Annotated in this window: 20 protein-coding genes; 7 read left to right on the top strand and 13 right to left on the bottom strand. The window is 71.2% G+C overall.

The genetic code is table 11. The features are described from left to right. Positions 1 to 44: 44 nt before the first annotated feature. A complete protein-coding gene (locus ACQPWW_RS01660) occupies positions 45 to 665 on the top strand; it encodes a putative glycolipid-binding domain-containing protein (protein WP_433134068.1) in 621 nt (206 codons plus the stop codon). Between the two features lie 10 nt (positions 666 to 675). Here ACQPWW_RS01660 and ACQPWW_RS01655 read toward each other — a convergent pair whose 3' ends face one another. From ACQPWW_RS01655 to ACQPWW_RS01645, 3 genes are read right to left on the bottom strand one after another with little or no spacing between them, the layout of a single operon-like run. After that, positions 676 to 1,767 carry a PLP-dependent cysteine synthase family protein gene (locus ACQPWW_RS01655; RefSeq protein WP_433128421.1) on the bottom strand — a complete coding sequence of 364 codons (1,092 nt, stop codon included), beginning with the start codon at positions 1,765 to 1,767 and terminating at the stop codon, positions 676 to 678. 32 nt (positions 1,768 to 1,799) lie between these two features. Then, complete coding sequence (locus ACQPWW_RS01650; RefSeq protein WP_433128419.1) at positions 1,800 to 2,630, bottom strand: SDR family oxidoreductase; 831 nt, start codon at positions 2,628 to 2,630, stop codon at positions 1,800 to 1,802. A 50-nt stretch (positions 2,631 to 2,680) separates the two neighbouring features. Then, a complete protein-coding gene (locus tag ACQPWW_RS01645) occupies positions 2,681 to 3,139 on the bottom strand; it encodes an Lrp/AsnC family transcriptional regulator (protein ID WP_433128417.1) in 459 nt (152 codons plus the stop codon). Positions 3,140 to 3,408: 269 nt separating this feature from the next. Between ACQPWW_RS01645 and ACQPWW_RS01640 the strand changes: the two genes are divergently transcribed. Continuing rightward, positions 3,409 to 3,675: a BldC family transcriptional regulator gene (locus ACQPWW_RS01640; protein ID WP_007454516.1), complete on the top strand. Its 267-nt coding sequence runs from the start codon at positions 3,409 to 3,411 to the stop codon at positions 3,673 to 3,675. 103 nt (positions 3,676 to 3,778) lie between these two features. Here ACQPWW_RS01640 and ACQPWW_RS01635 read toward each other — a convergent pair whose 3' ends face one another. Continuing rightward, positions 3,779 to 4,408 (bottom strand): UbiX family flavin prenyltransferase, encoded by a 630-nt coding sequence (locus ACQPWW_RS01635; RefSeq protein ID WP_433128415.1) that lies wholly within the window; start codon positions 4,406 to 4,408, stop codon positions 3,779 to 3,781. Positions 4,409 to 4,558: 150 nt separating this feature from the next. Between ACQPWW_RS01635 and ACQPWW_RS01630 the strand changes: the two genes are divergently transcribed. After that, entirely contained in the window at positions 4,559 to 5,542 is a 984-nt protein-coding gene (locus ACQPWW_RS01630; protein WP_433128413.1) for a terpene synthase family protein, read from the top strand. Here the strand turns inward: ACQPWW_RS01630 and mqnP are convergent. Together mqnP and ACQPWW_RS01620 are read right to left on the bottom strand one after the other, a co-directional pair. Next, positions 5,531 to 6,442 carry a menaquinone biosynthesis prenyltransferase MqnP gene (mqnP, locus tag ACQPWW_RS01625; protein ID WP_433128411.1) on the bottom strand — a complete coding sequence of 304 codons (912 nt, stop codon included), beginning with the start codon at positions 6,440 to 6,442 and terminating at the stop codon, positions 5,531 to 5,533. The two genes, ACQPWW_RS01630 and mqnP, sit on opposite strands and share 12 nt — an antisense overlap. Beyond that, positions 6,442 to 7,902 carry a menaquinone biosynthesis decarboxylase gene (locus ACQPWW_RS01620; RefSeq protein WP_433128409.1) on the bottom strand — a complete coding sequence of 487 codons (1,461 nt, stop codon included), beginning with the start codon at positions 7,900 to 7,902 and terminating at the stop codon, positions 6,442 to 6,444. Before ACQPWW_RS01620 ends, mqnP begins: the two co-directional genes overlap by 1 nt. A 287-nt stretch (positions 7,903 to 8,189) precedes the next feature. On the opposite strand from ACQPWW_RS01620, the gene ACQPWW_RS01615 reads away from it, so the two are divergent. Then, positions 8,190 to 9,065 carry an alpha/beta fold hydrolase gene (locus ACQPWW_RS01615; protein WP_433128407.1) on the top strand — a complete coding sequence of 292 codons (876 nt, stop codon included), beginning with the start codon at positions 8,190 to 8,192 and terminating at the stop codon, positions 9,063 to 9,065. Between the two features lie 34 nt (positions 9,066 to 9,099). Here the strand turns inward: ACQPWW_RS01615 and ACQPWW_RS01610 are convergent, their stop codons facing one another. After that, the gene (locus ACQPWW_RS01610) at positions 9,100 to 9,654 is read right to left on the bottom strand and encodes a carboxymuconolactone decarboxylase family protein (protein ID WP_433128405.1); all 555 of its coding nucleotides are present in this window, start codon (positions 9,652 to 9,654) and stop codon (positions 9,100 to 9,102) included. Between the two features lie 103 nt (positions 9,655 to 9,757). On the opposite strand from ACQPWW_RS01610, the gene ACQPWW_RS01605 reads away from it, so the two are divergent. Beyond that, positions 9,758 to 10,234 carry a MarR family winged helix-turn-helix transcriptional regulator gene (locus ACQPWW_RS01605; RefSeq protein ID WP_433128403.1) on the top strand — a complete coding sequence of 159 codons (477 nt, stop codon included), beginning with the start codon at positions 9,758 to 9,760 and terminating at the stop codon, positions 10,232 to 10,234. A 165-nt stretch (positions 10,235 to 10,399) separates the two neighbouring features. After that, entirely contained in the window at positions 10,400 to 10,615 is a 216-nt protein-coding gene (locus ACQPWW_RS01600; RefSeq protein ID WP_433128401.1) for a hypothetical protein, read from the top strand. A 29-nt stretch (positions 10,616 to 10,644) separates the two neighbouring features. On the opposite strand, the gene ccsB is transcribed toward ACQPWW_RS01600, so the two are convergent. The 6 genes from ccsB to hemL are packed head-to-tail and all read right to left on the bottom strand — an operon-like array spanning position 10,645 to position 16,628. After that, a complete protein-coding gene (gene ccsB / locus ACQPWW_RS01595) occupies positions 10,645 to 11,616 on the bottom strand; it encodes a c-type cytochrome biogenesis protein CcsB (RefSeq protein ID WP_433128399.1) in 972 nt (323 codons plus the stop codon). Next, positions 11,616 to 13,253, bottom strand: a complete 1,638-nt coding sequence (resB, locus tag ACQPWW_RS01590; RefSeq protein ID WP_433128397.1) for a cytochrome c biogenesis protein ResB — start codon at positions 13,251 to 13,253, stop codon at positions 11,616 to 11,618. Before resB ends, ccsB begins: the two co-directional genes overlap by 1 nt. Next, positions 13,253 to 14,071 (bottom strand): cytochrome c biogenesis CcdA family protein, encoded by an 819-nt coding sequence (locus tag ACQPWW_RS01585; RefSeq protein WP_433128395.1) that lies wholly within the window; start codon positions 14,069 to 14,071, stop codon positions 13,253 to 13,255. The genes resB and ACQPWW_RS01585 overlap by 1 nt, the downstream gene beginning before the upstream one ends. Continuing rightward, positions 14,071 to 14,637 carry a TlpA family protein disulfide reductase gene (locus ACQPWW_RS01580; protein ID WP_433128393.1) on the bottom strand — a complete coding sequence of 189 codons (567 nt, stop codon included), beginning with the start codon at positions 14,635 to 14,637 and terminating at the stop codon, positions 14,071 to 14,073. The genes ACQPWW_RS01585 and ACQPWW_RS01580 overlap by 1 nt, the downstream gene beginning before the upstream one ends. Then, on the bottom strand, positions 14,637 to 15,284 hold the full coding sequence (locus tag ACQPWW_RS01575) for a histidine phosphatase family protein (RefSeq protein WP_433128391.1): 648 nt from the start codon (positions 15,282 to 15,284) through the stop codon (positions 14,637 to 14,639). Before ACQPWW_RS01575 ends, ACQPWW_RS01580 begins: the two co-directional genes overlap by 1 nt. A gap of 6 nt (positions 15,285 to 15,290) precedes the next feature. Beyond that, positions 15,291 to 16,628 (bottom strand): glutamate-1-semialdehyde 2,1-aminomutase, encoded by a 1,338-nt coding sequence (gene hemL / locus ACQPWW_RS01570; protein ID WP_433128389.1) that lies wholly within the window; start codon positions 16,626 to 16,628, stop codon positions 15,291 to 15,293. Positions 16,629 to 16,817: 189 nt separating this feature from the next. Between hemL and ACQPWW_RS01565 the strand changes: the two genes are divergently transcribed. Beyond that, complete coding sequence (locus tag ACQPWW_RS01565) at positions 16,818 to 17,153, top strand: STAS domain-containing protein (protein ID WP_007454492.1); 336 nt, start codon at positions 16,818 to 16,820, stop codon at positions 17,151 to 17,153. Positions 17,154 to 17,226 lie beyond the last annotated feature (73 nt).

Raw genomic sequence — 17,226 nt, 5'->3', positions numbered from 1 at the left:
TGCCGATGTCGGCGCTGTCGCGTAACGTCCGGCTCATGCCGACCATGCCGAAGTCGATCTTCTGGTCCCGGACGGACACCGCCGGCAGCGAGCAGGTGCTGCTCGACGACGGTCGCGGGTTGACGGCCCGGGGCACCCTGCTCGCCGTGGACCCGATCCCCTGGACCGCCCGTTACCAGCTGACCACCGCACCGGACTGGACCACCACCCGGGTCGAGGTCGAGGCCGAAGGGTTGGGCTGGCTGCGCAGGGTGACCCTGGATCGGACCACGGACCGGTGGCGGGTGACCACCGCCGAGCAGGGCGATCTGGACAGGGCGCTTGTCGCGGCCGGTCACCCCCGGGCCGGTCTGCCGGGCACTGATGACCCCGATCGGCTGGCCGACGCGCTCGACGTCGACCTGAGTGGCTCGCCGCTGTTCAACACCCTGCCGGTTCACCGGCTCGGGTTGGCCAACGAGCCGGCCGACCGGGCACACCGGATCACCGTCGCGTGGGTGTTGCTGCCCGGCCTGGAGGTGGTGTCTGCCGAGCAGATCTACACCGGGCTCGGGCCGGGTCGGGTGCGCTTCGCCAGCGGCACCTTCACCGCCGAGATCGATCTGGACGACAGCGGCTACGTGGTGCGGTACCCGGGACTGGCCGAACGGATCGACCCGCGCTGACCGGCCCGGCTCAGACGGGCCAGGTGCCGCCGGTCAGGAAGTGTTCGATGGTGGCCAGGTGCGGCGTCAGGTCGAGGCCCTGGGCGGTCACCCAGTCGTCGGAGTAGTAGGTGTCGGCGTACCGGTCGCCCGGATCGCAGATCAGGGTGACCACCGAGCCGGTCCGGCCCTCGGCGAGCATGCCGGCGATCAGCCCGAACGCGCCCCACAGGTTGGTGCCGGTGGAGCCGCCCACCCGGCGGCCGAGGAGCGCCGATCCGGCGCGCATCGCGGCCAGCGACGCCGCGTCCGGCACCTGGACCATCCGGTCCACCACCGAGGGCAGGAAGGACGCCTCCACCGTGGGGCGGCCGATCCCCTCGATCCGGGAGCCCTTTCCGGTCCGTACCGACCAGTCGGCGGCCAACCACGCCGGGTAGAACGCCGAGTTCTCCGGGTCGACAACGCAGAGTTTGGTGGCGAGCCGGCGGTACCGGGCGTACCGGCCGATTGTCGCGCTGGTGCCCCCGGTGCCCGCGCCCACCACCACCCAGGTGGGGATCGGGTGCCGCTCCAGCTCCAACTGCGCGTAGATCGACTCGGCGATGTTGTTGTTGCCCCGCCAGTCGGTCGCCCGCTCGGCGTAGGTGAACTGGTCCATGAAGTGCCCGCCGGAGTCCTCGGCGAGCCAGCGTGCCTCGACCACCACTGTCGCGGGGTCGTCCACCAGGTGACACCGGCCGCCCTGGAACTCGATCTGCGCGATCTTCTCGGGTGAGGTGGAGGCGGGCATCACCGCGATGAACGGCAGACCCAACATCCGGGCGAAGTACGCCTCGGAGACCGCCGTGGAGCCCGACGACGCTTCGACGATCGTGGTGCGCGGCCCGATCCAGCCGTTGCAGAGGCCGTAGAGGAACAGCGAGCGGGCCAGTCGGTGCTTCAGTGAGCCGGTGGGGTGGGACGACTCATCCTTGAGATAGAGGTCGATCCCCCAGGCCCGGGGCAGGGGGAACGGCAGCAGGTGGGTGTCGGCCGAGCGGTTCGCGTCGGCCTCGACGGTGGCGATCGCCTCCGTCACCCAGGTCCGGCTGGCCTCGTCGCACCGGTCGAGATGAGTCACGCTCGGAAACGTAGCAAGCAGGCCAGGGGTGGTCAGCGCCGGTCCGGGGAGGCGGTCCGGCGGCGTTGCCGACGTTGACCGGCCCGGCCGGCGGCCTGGACGAGCGGGGTGAGCGCGACGGCCAGCCGGGGCAGCGCGTCCAGCAGGCGCACCTGTGCTCCCCGCCAGCGGGGCAGGCTGACCACCGGGCGTGGCCGGCGGGCCAGCCGGACCGCCCGGGCGGCCACCCGCTGCGCGGTAAGCATCGACCCGGTGAACGAGGCCACCGCCCCCGGGTCGTCCAGCCGGTCGTGCAGCATCGGGGTCCAGATGCCGTCCGGGCAGAGACAGGAGACGTGTATCCGCCGGTAGCCGGCCATCCGCAGGTCGGACAGCGTGCCGAGGCTGAACGCCAGCAGGGCGTGCTTGCTGGCCGCGTACACCGTCTCGCCGGGCGCGGCGACCAGCCCGGCCAGCGAGACGACATTGATCACGTGGCCGTGGCCCTGCCCGCGCATGATCGCCAGCGCGGCGAGGGTGCCGTTCATGGCGCCGTGGGCGTTCACGTCGAGCACCCGGCGGCGGGTCGCGCCGTCGTGCTCCCACGACGGCCCGGTGCGCAGGATGCCGGCGTTGTTGACCCAGAGAGCGAGGTCGCCTTGGCCGGCCGCGGTGGCGGCGATGCCGGCGCAGGCGTCCTCGTCCCGGACGTCCAGGACGGCCGACCACCCGCCGAGCGGCGCCGCGGCGGCATCCACCGCCCGGGCGTCGAGGTCGGTGAGCAGCACCGACCAGCCGTCGGCGTGCAAGGCGGCGGCGATCGCGCGGCCCAGACCGCCGGCCGCGCCGGTCACCACTGCCACTCGGCGTCCCTGCGGGGTCATCGGCGCACGCTACCGCCGGCCGATCCGGCGATACCAGGGGTACGCGACGGTCAGGCCGGGGACGGGCCGACCGGCTGGGGGCGGTTCTCCCACTTGGTGGAGAGCGCGATGGCGGTGCGGGTGGAGGCGACCCCGGGGGTCCGGTTCAACCGCACGATCAACTGCTCCAACTCGGCGATCGTGCCGACCCGCGCCTTCAGCAGGAACGACTCCACCCCGGCCATGAAGTAGCAGGACTCGATCTCGGGCAGCACCCGCAGCGACTCGAGCATGTCGTCGCTGTCGGCGCCGGAGTCCTCGACGATGCCGATCAGCGCGGTGACTCCCAGCCCGATCGCCTCCGGGGCCACGTCGGCGCGGTAGGCGCGGAGCACGCCGCTGCTCTCCAGCTTGCCGACCCGCTCGTGCACGGCCGGGGCCGAGAGGCCCACCTGCCGGGCCAACTCGGCGTACGACAGGCGGGCGTTGCCGCGCAGCAGGTCGACGAGGCTCAGGTCGATGGCGTCCACGGAGAGTGACCTTAGCCGGTTACGCGTAACGCGACGCCTTCAGCATCCGTTGGACCAAACAGTGAGTAACTGTTCACGAACCGACAGTCAAGGCAGGGGTTGCGCCAGTACCATTTACTAACTTCCCACTCAGTGCATTTTTCGCGTTTGGCGGACAGGCCAGGTCCCTGGTGCTGTAATTGCCATACGTCCCTCATGACGGCTCTGGGCTCGCACCAGCCGGGGGCAGTGTGTTCAGCCAGGGGCTTCGTCGACGCGAGGAGGGGGCTGTGGACACTGGAGATCGCCTGCTGACACCGGGTGAGGTCGCCGCGCTGTTTCGGGTGGACCCGAAGACTGTGACGAGATGGGCGGCGGCCGGCCGGATAGGAAGCATCCGGACTCCAGGCGGGCATCGCCGGTTTCGGGAATCCGAGGTGCGAGCCCTGCTTGAGGGGGAGGGCATGCTGGACGAAGTGGACGAGGTCGGTAAGCCACGCAATGTGGGACCGGCCGCATCCACGGGGCCGGGTCCGGCCAACGCCGGCATGTACTGAACTGGTGCGGACAACGCCACGCGGACCGGACGCCAGTCCGGTCCGCGTACCGCTTCGACCGAATCGGGCCGGGCGGCACGACGACCCGCGCTGAGCCGACAGCTCAGCCCCGGGCCGCGCCGAGCTGGCCGGACCACCTCCGGAACAGGGTGTGCGGGACGCCGAGCGCGTCGAGCACCTTGCCGGCCACGAAGTCGACCAACTGCTGGGCGCTGGCCGCCGCGCCGGCCCCGTAGAAGCCAGGGCTGGCCGGCAGCACCACCGCGCCGGCGTCGTGCAGCGCGATCAGGTGCTCCAGGTGGCTGCGGGTCACCGGTGTCTCCCGGGGGACCACCACCACGGGCCGCCGTTCCTTGAGGTTGACCTCGGCGGCGCGCTGCAACAGATCCTTTGACAGCCCTATCGCGATGCCCGCGCAGGCCGCCGTGCTGGCCGGGACCACGGCCATGCCGCGTACCCGGTAGGAGCCGCTGCTCGGCCCGGCGGCGAGGTCACCGGCCGGCCAGTACCGCACGTCCGCTCCGGTCAGGTCCCGGTCGAGCCAACCGGCGAGGTCCTCGGCCCAGTGCCCGTCACGGAACGGTCGGCCGGTCTCGTCGAGCACTGTGAGTCGGGCCGCCCGGGACACGATCAGGTCCACCGGCTCGCCCGCGTCGAGCAGTCCGCCGATGACGGCCGCCGCGTACGGCGTGCCGGAGGCCCCGGAGACCCCGACCACCCATGGTTCCCGCATGCCCCCAGCCTGCCTGGTCCGGCTGGTCCGCTGGTGCGCACCCCCTGGGATCCCGCGTCCGACATGTCCGACGGGTGGTTGGGCATCCCGCCGACCTGACATGCTGCCGCTGGCGATTCGCACCGGACCCATCTCGCACAGGAGGCATCGGTGACGACCGGCGAGATCCTCTGGGCGCTACGCGCCGACTGTCCGATCCCCTCGCGGCTCTCCCCCCACGCCGACCAGGTGCAGGAGTGGCTGCTCGGCCTGCTGCCCACGCTCGACCTCCCGCTGGACGACACCGCGCTGCGCCGACTGTCCCGGGGAGCTTTCGCCAGGTACGCGGGGCGGCTCTACCCGGCGGCGACCGAAGCCGACCTGCGGGTGCTGACCGCCCTGTTCACCTGGTTCTTCCTCGTCGATGACGCCTGCGACGGGCCGGACCGACTCACGCCGGAGCAGATCCGGGCACTGCGCGACGGCACGCTGGCGCTGCTGCACGACGGGCCGCGGTCGCGGCACGCCGGGCTGACCGGCCCGCTACGCCAACTGCTGGTGCTGGCCTGGCGGGAGCCGCACCAGCGGATGCCGGCCCGGTGGCGGCTGCGCTTCGCCGACGCGGTGGCCCGGCATCTCGACGGCACCTGGCAGGAGGCGGTCAACAAGGAGACCGGCCACCGACCCGGCGTCAGCGAGTACGTCGAACTGCGGCGGGCGACGTCGGCGGCGGAGGTGTCGTACCCGCTCGTGGAGTTCGCCGGCGGCCGACCGTTGCCCGACCCGGTCTACCAGAACCCGCTGCTGCGGGAGATCGCCCACGTCGGCAACGACCTGCTCTCCTGGTACAACGACCTGGCCTCGCTGGAGCGGGACCGGGCCACCGCGGGCGGGCACAACCTGGTCCTGGCCATCGAGGACGAGTTTGCCGTGTCGTCGGCGGAGGCGGTCGAGCGGGCGGCCGGGCGCTGGCGGGAGTCGATGCGGCGCTTCGTCGCGCTGCGGGCCGGGGTGCCGTCGTTCGGCCCGGCGTTGGACGAGGCGGTCACCAACCATCTCGACGGGGTCGCGTACGCCGTCCGGGGCACGATCGACTGGACCGTGGAGAGCGCCCGCTACCCCGCCGCCACCGTCCAGCGCGCCTCAGGGCCGTAGGTCGAGCCGGATCACCAGGTCGAGCAGGGCGAAGACGAACAGCGCGATGCCGACGAACCCGTTGGCGGTGAAGAACGCGCGGTTGACCTTGCTGAGGTCGGTAGGGGTCACCACCAGGTGCTGGTAGCCGAACGCCACAGCGGTCAGGGCGAGCCCGATCCACCAGAGCCAGCCCAGGCCGATCAGCCCGCCGAACCAGATGAACAGCGCGAAGGTCACAACGTGCGCGACCGTGGAGGCGTGCAGCGCGAAGCGTCGACCGTAGCGGGCCGGCACGCTGTGCACGCCGATCTCGTTGTCGATCTCGGAATCCTGGCAGGCGTAGATCAGGTCGAAGCCGCCGATCCACAGCCCGACCGCGGCGCCGAGCAGCCAGGCCGGCCCGGAGCCGTCCAGGGTGCCGGTGACCGCCAGCCACGCGCCGACCGGGCCGACCGCCTGGGCGATCCCGAGGATGGCGTGCGGCCAGTTGGTGAACCGCTTGGCGTAGGGGTAGACGACAAGCGGCACCACGGCGAGCGGCGCGAGCACCAGGCAGAGCGGGTTGAGCAGGGCCGCGGCGGCGAGGAAGACCACAAGCGCGACGGCCGCGCCGGTCCAGGCCGTCCGCACGCTCACCGCGCCGGTGACCAGTTCCCGGCCGGCGGTACGCGGGTTCCGCGCGTCGATCCGCCGGTCGAGGATCCGGTTGGCGGCCATCGCGAACGTCCGCGCGCCGACCATCGCCACGGTGATCAGCAGCAGGTCGAGCCAGCGCACGTGCCCGCCGTTGACCTGCATGGCGGTCAGCGCCGACAGGTACGCGAACGGCAGCGCGAACACCGAGTGCTCGATCGCGACGAGCTTGAGGAAGGACTTGACCCGGCCCGGCTTCTCGGCCGGTGCGTCGAGGACGACCATCAGATCCCGTACTCCTTCCAGCGCTTGTCGACAAGGGCCGTGACTTCCGGGGCCATGGTCATCTCCTCCGGCCAGCCGCGGGTGTAGCCCTCGGTGGGTAGTTTGCGGGTCGCGTCGACGCCCGCCTTGCCGCCCCAGAACTGCTGGTACGACGAGTGGTCGAGGTGGTCCACCGGGCCCTCGGTGAGCAGCAGGTCGCGCGCGTAGTCGACGTTGCCGAAGGCACGGAAGGCGACCTCGTTGTAGTCGTGCACGTCGCAGTCCTCGTCGACGATCACGATCAGCTTGGTCAGCGACATCAGGTGGGCGCCCCAGATCGCGTTCATCACCTTCTGCGCGTGCTTCGGGTAGCGCTTGCGGATCGAGACGATCGCGCAGTTGTGGAAGACGCCGGCGGCCGGCAGGTCGTAGTCGACGATGTCCGGGATCATGAGCTTGAGCAGCGGCTGGAAGATCCGCTCGGTGGCCTTACCGAGGCCGTGGTCCTCCTGCGGCGGCTTCGAGGTGACGATCGAGTGGTAGACCGGCTTGCGCTGCATGGTCATGGCCTCGATGTGCAGCACCGGGAACGGCTCGACCGGGGTGTAGTAGCCGGTGTGGTCGCCGAACGGGCCCTCGGGCAGCCGCTCACCGGGCTCCAGGTAGCCCTCCAGCACGATCTGCGCGTGCGCCGGCACCTGCAACGGCACGGTGAGGCAGTCGACCATCTCCACCCGTTCGCCGCGCAGGAACCCGGCGAACAGGTATTCGTCGATGTCGCCGGGCAGCGGGGCGCTCGCCGCGTACGAGACGACCGGGTCGCAACCGATCGCGACCGCGACCGGCAGGCGCTGCCCGAGCCGCTCGGCGACCGCGTGGTGGGCGGTCGAGTCCTTGTGGATCTGCCAGTGCATGCCGAGGGTGTTGCGGCCGTGCTGCTGGAGTCGGTACAGGCCCAGGTTGCGCTTGCCGGTCTCCGGGTGCTTGGTGTGGGTCAGCCCGTAGTTGTGGAAGATCCCGCCGTCACCGGGCCACACCTGGAGCCCCGGCAGCCGGTTCAGGTCGACGTCCTCACCCCGGTAGACGACTTCCTGGCAGGGCGCGGTCTTGACCTTGCGCGGCGGCACCGACTTGAGCTGCATGACCTTGCCGAGGCCCTCCCGGATGCCGGACCAGCCGACCGGCAGCTCCGGCTTGACCAGCGCGCCGATCCGGGCGCCGATCTCGTCCAGCGACTCGACGCCGAGCGCCATCGCCATCCGCTTCTCGGTGCCGAACAGGTTGATCGCCAACGGCATCTCGCCCCGGGTCGGGCGCTCGAAGAGCAGCGCCGGGCCGCCGGCCCGCACCGTGCGGGTGACCACCTCGCTGATCTCCAGGGTGGGGTCGACCGGGACGTCGACCCGGCGCAGCTCCCCCGCGCGCTCAAGCGCCGCGAGGAAGTCCTTGAGATCGGTGTACGGGAAGCCACGAGCCGCCATGTCGCCCAGTCTCCCGCACCGAGTGCCGCACGGCCCACGCCGGGTGCTGTGACGCTCCCGATGGCCCAACCAACCCGCACGCCCAGCGCCCAGCGGCCAGCGCGCGGCCCAGCGGTTGATCAACTCGGGTTTCATGAAGTCGGCTTGTCCTGGGCCCCGAGACACCGCGATTTCATGAAACCCGAGTCGATCCGCGGCTGGGCGGCCGGCCTCGCGGCATGGCGGGCGGTTGAGCGGGTAGCCGGGCAGGCAGCGGGCGGCAGGCAGGCGGCAGGGTGGAGGCGGCGATGGGTGGGGACCGGGTTCCGGCGGGGTTCACCGAGCAGCGGGCGCGGGTCGGCCAGATCACCATGAACTACGTCCGTGGCGGTACCGGCCCGCCACTGGTGCTGCTGCACGGGTACCCGCAGTGCTGGTACATGTGGCGGCACCTGCTGCCCGAGTTGGGGCGTTCCTTCGACGTGGTCGCGCCCGACCTGCGCGGCTTCGGGGACAGCGACGCCCCGGCCGGCGGGTACGACAAGAAGACCGTCGCCGCCGACCTGCACGGGCTGCTCGACCAACTCGGCCTGACCAGCGATCTCCGGCTGGTCGGGCACGACCTGGGCACCATGGTGGCGTACGCGTACACCGCCGCCCACCCACAGCGGGTGAGTCGGCTGGTGCTCAGCGAGGCGCCGGTCCCCGACGAGAGCATCTACACGTTTCCCGCGCTCACCTCGGCCGGGCCGGGGGTGTGGAACTTCGGCTTCTTCTCCCTCGGCAACGGACTTCCGGAGGCGTTGGTAAGCGGGCGGGAGTCACTCTGGGTGGACCGGTTCACCGACGCGCTGATGGTGCGCAAGGGCAGCATCAGCGCGCCGGACATCGAGGAGTTCGCGAGTCACCTGCGCGACCCGGCGAAGCTGCGGGCCAGCTTCGCCTACTTCCGGGCGTTCGAGCAGGACATCGCGGACAACGCGACGTACCGGGCCACGAAGCTGACAATGCCGGTGCTTGCCGTCGGCGCGGCGGCCAGCCTCGGTGGGCAGGTCGCCGAGCAGGTTCGCCGGTACGCCGACACGGTCCGCGGCGAGGTGATCGAGGACTGCGGGCACTGGCTGTACGAGGAGCACCCGGACGAGATGCTCGCCCTGCTGCGCGACTTCCTCGAAGCGTCCTGAGCAGCAACCCACCACCGCCCGCGCCCGGCACCGGTCAGACCGCGGGCGTCCAGGCGTGGGCGGCCAGGGGCGGGTCGAGCGGGGCGCGGACGAGCCGGTTGGCGACTGTCGAGATGGTGTACGCGCCGATGCCGAGCACCACGTCCAGCGCGTGTCGGGGCTGGTAGCCGGCGGCCAGGAAGTCGTCCAGCTCGCTGTCGGGCACCGCGCCCCGGTGTGCCAACACCGCCAGCGTGAACCGGCGGAGCGCCTCCAGCCGTGGCTCGGGCAGCGGGGTGCCGGCGCGTAGCGCGGTGATCAGCTCGGGGCTCGCATCGAGTCGGCCGAGGGTGGCGGTGTGCAGAGCGACGGTGACGTGACACTCGTTCGTGGTGGCCACGGCGAAGGCGACCACCTCCCGTTGCAGCGGCGTGAGATCGGTCTGCTCGAACCCCGCGTTGGCGGTCAGGAAGCCGTCGAGCAGTTGTGGCGACTCGGCCATCAGCGCGACCGGAGTCGGCAGCCAGCCGAACCGGCCCTGCACTCCCTCGATGGTCTGGCGGGCGGCGGCGGGTGCGGTTTCGGCGGTGTGCTCGGTGAAGACGGACACGGTTACGGTTACCTGCTTTCGACAGCGTCGGTCGGGAGGGTCGTCGCCGACTCCCGTAGGATGGTCAACGTGGTTGACGAAATAGTAAACGTGGTTGTCGAACATGGCAACCGCTGACCCCGCGCGGCCCGGCTTCGCGCTGCCGCTGCTGCTGCTTGCCGGCTTCCGGACGCTGATCGACGACCTGCACGCCGAGCTGGCCCGGGAGGGGCACCCCGAGCTGCGACCGCTGCACGGGTTCGTGCTCCAGGCCGTCGGTGCGGACGGCACCACCGCGACCGAGCTGGGCCAACGGCTGGGCATCTCCAAACAGGCCGCCGGCAAGACTGTCGACCGGCTGGTCGCCGTCGGCTACCTGGAGCGGGCCGACGATCCCTCCGACGCCCGACGCCGGCTGGTCCGGGTGACACCGCGCGGCGCCGACGGGTTACGTCGCTCGGCCGAGATCTTCGATCGGCTGCGCGAGCGGTGGGTCGACACCCTCGGCCCGGACCGGGTCGACGCCATGGAGGACGACCTGCGCACGATGGCCTCGGCAAACTGGTTCCGGCTCGACGTGCCCGGCTGGTTCGGCGGCTGAACCGACAGCAGCACGGCAAGCCCACGCGGAACGGCACGACCGCCCAGAAGGCAGAGGCCGCGACAGGTGACGCTAACGGGGGGCGCGTCTGGTTCGGGTCAAGTCCGGCGGAGACATCTCACCGTTCCTGGCGGATCGGCGGTACACGGGGGCAGGGTGGAGGCCATGTCGGACGCCTTCGTCGTCGGCGACCCGGACGGGTTGTCTCCCCTGCTTGTCACGATTCGCGACGCCATCGCCCGGGAGCTGCACGCCCAACTGGCGCTGCGTGGCGAACAGATCGAGCTGGCCGACCTGCCGGAGGTGTCCTACCAGGTCACGCTGCGCGTGGACGAGACCCTGCGCGGCAGGGCCGCGCTGTCACAGCGCCACCGGAGGTAGGAACTACGCCCACAAGAAAGTGCTGTGCTTCAGTCCAGCCCGCCGTACGAGTGCAGGCCGGTGAAGAAGATGTTCACGCCGAACAGGTTCATCAGCATGGTGAGGAAGCCGAGCACCGCCAGCCAGGTGGCCACGTTGCGCTTGACGCTGGGCGTGGCCCGGGCGTGCAGGTAACCGGCGTACACGACCCAGGAGATGAAGGCCCAGGTCTCCTTCGGGTCCCAGCCCCACGGCCGACCCCACGCCGCCTCGGCCCAGATAGCCCCGGCGATCACCGCGAAGGTGAAGATCGGGAAGGCGAAGGCGTGCAGCGCGAAGGTCAACCGCTCCAGGCCCACCGCGCTGGGCAGGCGCTTGGCCAGGGTGTACGGGAAGCTCCGCTTGCCCCGCTCGTAGCCGTTGCGCATCAGGAAGCCGACCGCCGGCACCACACCGAGCAGGAAGATGCCCGACGCGAAGACGATTGTCGAGACGTGGATGACGAACCAGTACGAGTTGAGGGCCGGCACCAGCGGAACGATCGGCACGTACAGCACCAGCTCGGCGGTGGCGACCAGCAGCACCATCACCAGGGTCAGGAACAGCCCGAGTTTGCGCAGCGACGGCCGCTGCCAGAGCACCACCAGCCAGGCGGTGACACCGATGAACGTCACGGTGAGCACGAACTCGTACATGTTGCCCCACGGCATCCGGTCCGCGGCGAGGCCGCGCGTGACCAGCGCCGCGAGGTGCAGCGCGGCGGCGACCGCGGTGGCGCCCACCGCGATCAGGCCGGCGAGGCGGGCACGTCGCGCCGACCGGTCGGCGGGGGCCGCCGACGGGACCGGCGCGGGCGGCGGTGGCAGGGCGCCGCCGCCGGCACCCACCAGCTCGCGGACCGGAGCCGCCGCCGCGATTCGGGTACGCGCGTTGCCCAGCGCGTACTCCACGGCGTGGCCGATCATCGCGACCAGGTACGCGAGGATCGCGAAGGTCACCAGATTGTCGGAGAGTGCGGACATCACTCGGCTCCTTCTCGCACGCCGGCCCGGTCGGTGGCGTCAGCCTCGGGCCGATCGGCACCGTTGACCGCGGCGACGAGCTGGGTGAACTCGTCGGCGAATCCTGGGTAGTCGGTACGCGGCAACCCACCGACCTCCATCAAGCTACTACCGCCCGTCGGAGATCCTTCCCCCGGGTCGGCCGGCACCACCCGGAAGAACACCCGGCGACGCCGCCCGAACAGCGAGCCCATCAACCCGACGAGCAGCACACCGCAGCTGATCAGCAGCGGCGTCGCGCCGGGATCGTGCCGGACGGAGAGGGTGACGTACCGCTCGGTGTCCAGGAACTCGACAGTTGAGCCGTCGTCCAACGTCCAGGTCTCGCCCTTGCGGAGCAGTTTGGTGCCGACCTCCTTGACCTTGCCGGTCCGCACCTGCCGCTGGTCGAGTTGGTAGATCGAACCGGGGATGCCGGCGTCCTGGCCGAGGTTGCCCCGGTAGGCGACCAGGTTCAGCACCGGGTTGCGTTCGTCCGGGTACTGCGAGCGCACGAACGGCCCCTGCTCGGGTGCCGTGGGCAGGTAGATGCCGGTGAACGCCATCTGCTGATCCGGTACGCGCTGACCGGTGGCCGGGTCGACGTTCGCGTCCGGGAAGGCCGCCAGCCCCTCGCTGGTCAGGCCCATGTCGCCGGTGGTGAGGAACGGGTCGTCACTGAGCTGGCTGTTGCCGAACCGGTCGGTGTAGCGGATCACCGGGGCGTACCCGTGGCCGAGCAGGTAGACGCTCGCGTCCTTCAACCGCAGCGGCGAGTTCACCGAGAAGTCCGCGCTGCGGGTGGGCTCGTCCGGGCCGTCGACGGTGACAGTGGCGTTGAAGAACTCCGGCTGGCCGGACGGCAGGAAGCGGGCCTGGAAGTTGTCCAGTCGCAGGCAGAAGCGGGGCAGGTCCCCGCTGTCCACCCGGGGGCCGAGCTTGGCCTCGGCGAACTGCTGGCGGGTGTTGCAGAACGTGTTGTCCGCGCCGGCCACCAGCAGCCGGTTGCCGCTCCAGCCGTACCACGAGCCGAGCGCGACGCCGATCAATACCGCGATCAGGGACATGTGGAACAGCAGGTTGCCGGTCTCCTTGAGGTAGCCCTTCTCGGCGGAGACCTCGTCGCCGCGCACCTCGACGCGCCAGCGGCGCTTGCGTAGCACCTCGGCGATGGCCGCGGTGCCACCGGCCGGTGCGGGCAGCACCGTGTGCTGCGGCAGCCGGGACATCCGCTTCGGCGCGGCCGGCGGCCGGGCCCGCAACGCCCGGAAGTGGTCACGCAACCGGGGCGTGATGCAGCCGATCAGGGAGGTGAACAGCAGCAGGTAGATCGCGGAGAACCAGACCGACCCGAAGACCTCGAACGCGCCGATCCGATCCAGTCGGGGCGCCCAGTCCGGGTGGTCGACGAAGTACTCGTTGACCTTCTCCGGGCTGATCCCGCGCTGCGGCAGCACCGAGCCGGGGATGGCCGCGATCGCGAGCAGGAAGAGCAGGATCAGCGCCGTACGCATGCTGGTGAGCTGCCGCCACGAGTTGCGCAGCAGGGCCAGCAGCCGGTTGGGCCGACGCCGTGGCGCCGGGGCCACGGTCTCCGGCCGGTCGTCGACGACCGTCATCAGATGCTCACCTCGCCCACCCCGACGGTGGTCTGCAACCAGATCACGAAGCTCTGCCATCCGCCGGTGACAAGCGCCAGGCCGATCAGGATGAGCAGAGCGCCGCCGACCCGGGTGACCCAGCGGCTGTTGCGCCGGACGGCGCGGAATACCCCGAGCAGGCGTTCGAAGCCCAGCCCGAAGACGACGAACGGTATCCCCAACCCGAGGCAGTACGCCACGGCGAGCACCACGGCGCGGTCGCTCTGGCCGCTGGCGGTGGCCATGCCCATCACCGCGCCGAGCGTGGGGCCGGTGCAGGGCACCCAACTGAGCGCGAAGACCGCCCCGAAGACCGGTGCACCGAGCAGCCCGGCCGACGGCAACCGGGAGATCCGGAACTCCCGTTGCAGGGCCGGGATCATCCCGAGGTAGCTCAACCCCGCCACGATGATCAGCACGCCGACGCCGACCTGCAACTCGCGCTTGTAGTCGAAGAACACCCGGCCGATGCTGGCGAAGAGGATCGCGGTGGCCACGAAGACGACAGTGAAGCCGCCGATGAAGAGCAGCGTCCCGGCGAGCACCCGGCCCTTGACCGCGCCGACCCGCGCGACCCGCTCCTTGACCGCGACACCCCCGCTGGCCGGCGTGGGATCGGCCTCCGGCCGCCGGCCCTCCAGGTCGGCACCGGCCAGACCTGTCACGTACGACAGGTAACCGGGGACGAGTGGAAGCACGCACGGGGAGAGGAAGCTGACCAGGCCGGCGAGCGCCGCCGCGCCGATGGCGAGCAGCAGCGGCCCACTGAGGGCCAGTTGCCGGAAGGTCTCGCCCATCAGGTCGACGCCGGCTTCTCGGCGGCGACCCGTTCGACGATCGGCCGTAGCTCGTCCTTTGTCACGGCGCGACGGATCACCACGGCGATCCGGCCGTCACGGTCGAGGACCACTGTCGCCGGTGTGGAATTGGGCGGGATGTCGAAGTTCAGCGCCTGGCGGCTGGAGGGGTCGAAGATGCTCGGGTAGGTGGCCCGCCCCTGCTCGAAGGCGATCGCCTTGTCCTTGCTGTCCTGCACGTTGACCCCGAGGAAGGTCACCCCGGACGCCTTGGTGGCCTGGTAGGTGTCCTCCAGGTCGTCGGCCTCCGCACGGCAGGGCGCGCACCAGGAACCCCAGAAGTTGACGACCACCACCTGGCCGCGCGCCTGGGAGACGTCGTACTGGCCGCCGGTGAGCAGTTCGCCGATCACCTTGGGGGTCTTCGACCGCTGGTCGGGCGCACAGGTGATCGTGAGGCCATCGCTTGTGCAGTCGTTCTCCCCGCCGCCCCCGGACGTGCAGCCGACAAGCGCCACCGCGGCGACGGCGGCGAGCAGGCCGGCGGTCCACCTCCGGGCGTTCATCAGGCCCCCTTGGCCGTCCGGGCTGTCGCGGAGAGAGCGATCAGGTGCGCGGCCGGCTCGCTGTAGCCGATGCCCGTCACCTTCGCCCCGTCGAAGTGGAACGAGGTGAGGCTCGCCAGCCCGCACTGCCGCTTACGGGGGTCGTGCCAGAGCCGCTTGCGCTCGACGTGGCGGCGCAGCGTCCAGATCGGGAGCTGGTGCGACACGAGCACCGCCTCGCGCCCCTCGGCGGCGACCCGGGCGGCGTGCACGGCGGCGAACATCCGCTCGGCGATCACCCGGTACGCCTCGCCCCAGGACGGAGTCACCGGGTCGCGCAGCACCCACCAGTTACGCGGGTCGCGGAACGACCCGTCACCCGGGGACACCTTCTTGCCCTCGAACCAGTTGGCGCTCTCGATCAGCCGCTCGTCCACGCCGACCGGCAGCCCGAACTGGGCGGCGATCGGCTCGGCGGTCTGCTGGGCGCGCTCCAGCGGGCTGGCCACCACGTGCACGATCTCCCGCTCGGCCAGGCCCTGCGCGGCGGCCTTGGCCATCTGCACACCCAGCTCGGAGAGGCGGAAACCGGGCAGCCGGCCGTAGAGGATCTGGTCGGGGTTGTGCACCTCGCCGTGCCGGAGCACGTGGACCACCGTCTTGCTCAAGGTTTTCTACCCCCCGTGACCAGCCGCTGCCGCCGCGTTCGCCGCCGTGGGCAGCGCTGCGGCGATGTGCTCCAGAGCGGCGTCGTCGATCGCCGCCGACACGAACCACGACTCGAACGCGCTCGGCGGCAGGTAGACGCCGGCGGCGAGCATCGCGTGGAAGAACGCCTTGAACGCCGGCACCTGCTGGGTGCGGGCGCTGTCGTAGTCGACAACGTCGGCGTCGGTGAAGAAGATCGAGAACATGCTGCCCGCGTACGAGAGTCGGTGCGGGACCCCGGCGGCGGCCAGCGCGTCGGACGCCAGCTTGCCCACGACGGCGGCCCTGTCGTCGAGGCGGCGGTAGAGCGCGTCGTCGGCGAGACGCAGCGTGGCCAGGCCGGCGGCGCAGGCCAGCGGGTTACCGGAGAGCGTGCCGGCCTGGTAGACCGGGCCGGCCGGCGCGAGTCGCGCCATGATGTCCGCCCGCCCGCCGAAGGCGGCGGCGGGCAGGCCACCACCCATGACCTTGCCGTACGTCCACAGGTCGGCATCGGAGGCGTCGAGGCCGTGCCAGCCGGCGCGGGAGACCCGGAACCCGGTCATCACCTCGTCCACCACCAGCAGGGCGCCGTGCGCGTGCGCGATCCGGGCGAGCTGCTGGTTGAAGCCGTCGCGGGGGGCGACCACGCCCATGTTGCCGGCGGCGGCCTCGGTGATCACCGCGGCGATGTGCGGGCCCTCGGCGGCGAAGGCCTCCTCGACGGCCCGGATGTCGTTGTACGGGAGAACGATCGTCTCGCTGGCCGCCGCGCCGGTCACGCCGGGCGAGTCGGGCAGGCCCAGGGTGGCCACGCCGGACCCGGCGGCGGCGAGCAGCGCGTCCACGTGCCCGTGGTAGCAGCCCGCGAACTTGATGATCTTGGAGCGGCCGGTGAAGCCACGCGCCAGCCGGATCGCCGACATGGTGGCCTCGGTGCCCGAGTTGACAAGGCGGACCTGCTCCATCGGGGTCCGGTCGACAAGCTCGGTGGCCAACTCCACCTCACCCGGGGTGGGGGTGCCGAAGCTGGTGCCCCGGGCGGCGGCGGCCTGCACGGCGTCCACCACCTCGGGGTGAGCGTGCCCGAGGATCAGCGGTCCCCACGAGCAGACCAGGTCGACGTAGCGGCGGCCGTCGGCGTCGTACAGCCACGGACCCTCGCCACGGACCATGAAACGCGGGGTGCCGCCGACCGCCTGGAAGGCGCGCACAGGGGAGTTCACCCCGCCCGGCACGATGGCGCGGGCGCGGTCGAACAGGGCCTCGGAGGCCGGCGCAACGGCTGGGTAGCGGCCGGATCCGGCGGAAAAGATGTCGGTCACGATGCCGCCATTGTGTCAGCGCCGCACTGTCAACAAGCAGCCACCCCGCGGTGGGGTTACCGGGCTCACCCCTGGCCGGCGGTGGGCAGCGGCGGCAGCGCGGGGCCGAGACGACGGCTCGTGACCTCGGTCGGCGGCGGCTCGCGGCCTCAACAGGCCGGGCCGGGCGGATCGCGCTAGGCTGACCGGGTGGATCGTGCCGAACTGTCCATCACGCTACACCGGACGGGCGACGAAGCAGTGCTGCGCCTGGCCGGTGAGATCGACATGCTCACGGCCGCCCAGCTCTCCACGGTGGTGAACGAGGTGCTGGCGGACCCACCCCCGCGGATCGTGCTCGACCTGGGCGGTGTCACCTTCTGTGACTCGCAGGGCCTGGGCACCCTTGTCGTGCTCAGCCGCAAGGCCAGCCACGCGCAGAGCCTGCTGATGCTGACCCACGTGGGCGACTTCCTGATCCGCGTCCTGGACATCACGGGCCTGCGCAGCGCCCTGATGATCCGCAACGACCAACCGACCGGCTGACCCCGCTTCCCCGGGCCTTCCCGCCCGCCCTCCTCAGTTGATCATGAGGTTGACGGGCGAGCTGGCGTCCGTA

Source organism: Micromonospora sp. CA-240977 (assembly GCF_050942285.1).
Classification (GTDB): domain Bacteria; phylum Actinomycetota; class Actinomycetes; order Mycobacteriales; family Micromonosporaceae; genus Micromonospora.
This window is presented reverse-complemented; position numbering and strand designations above follow the sequence as displayed.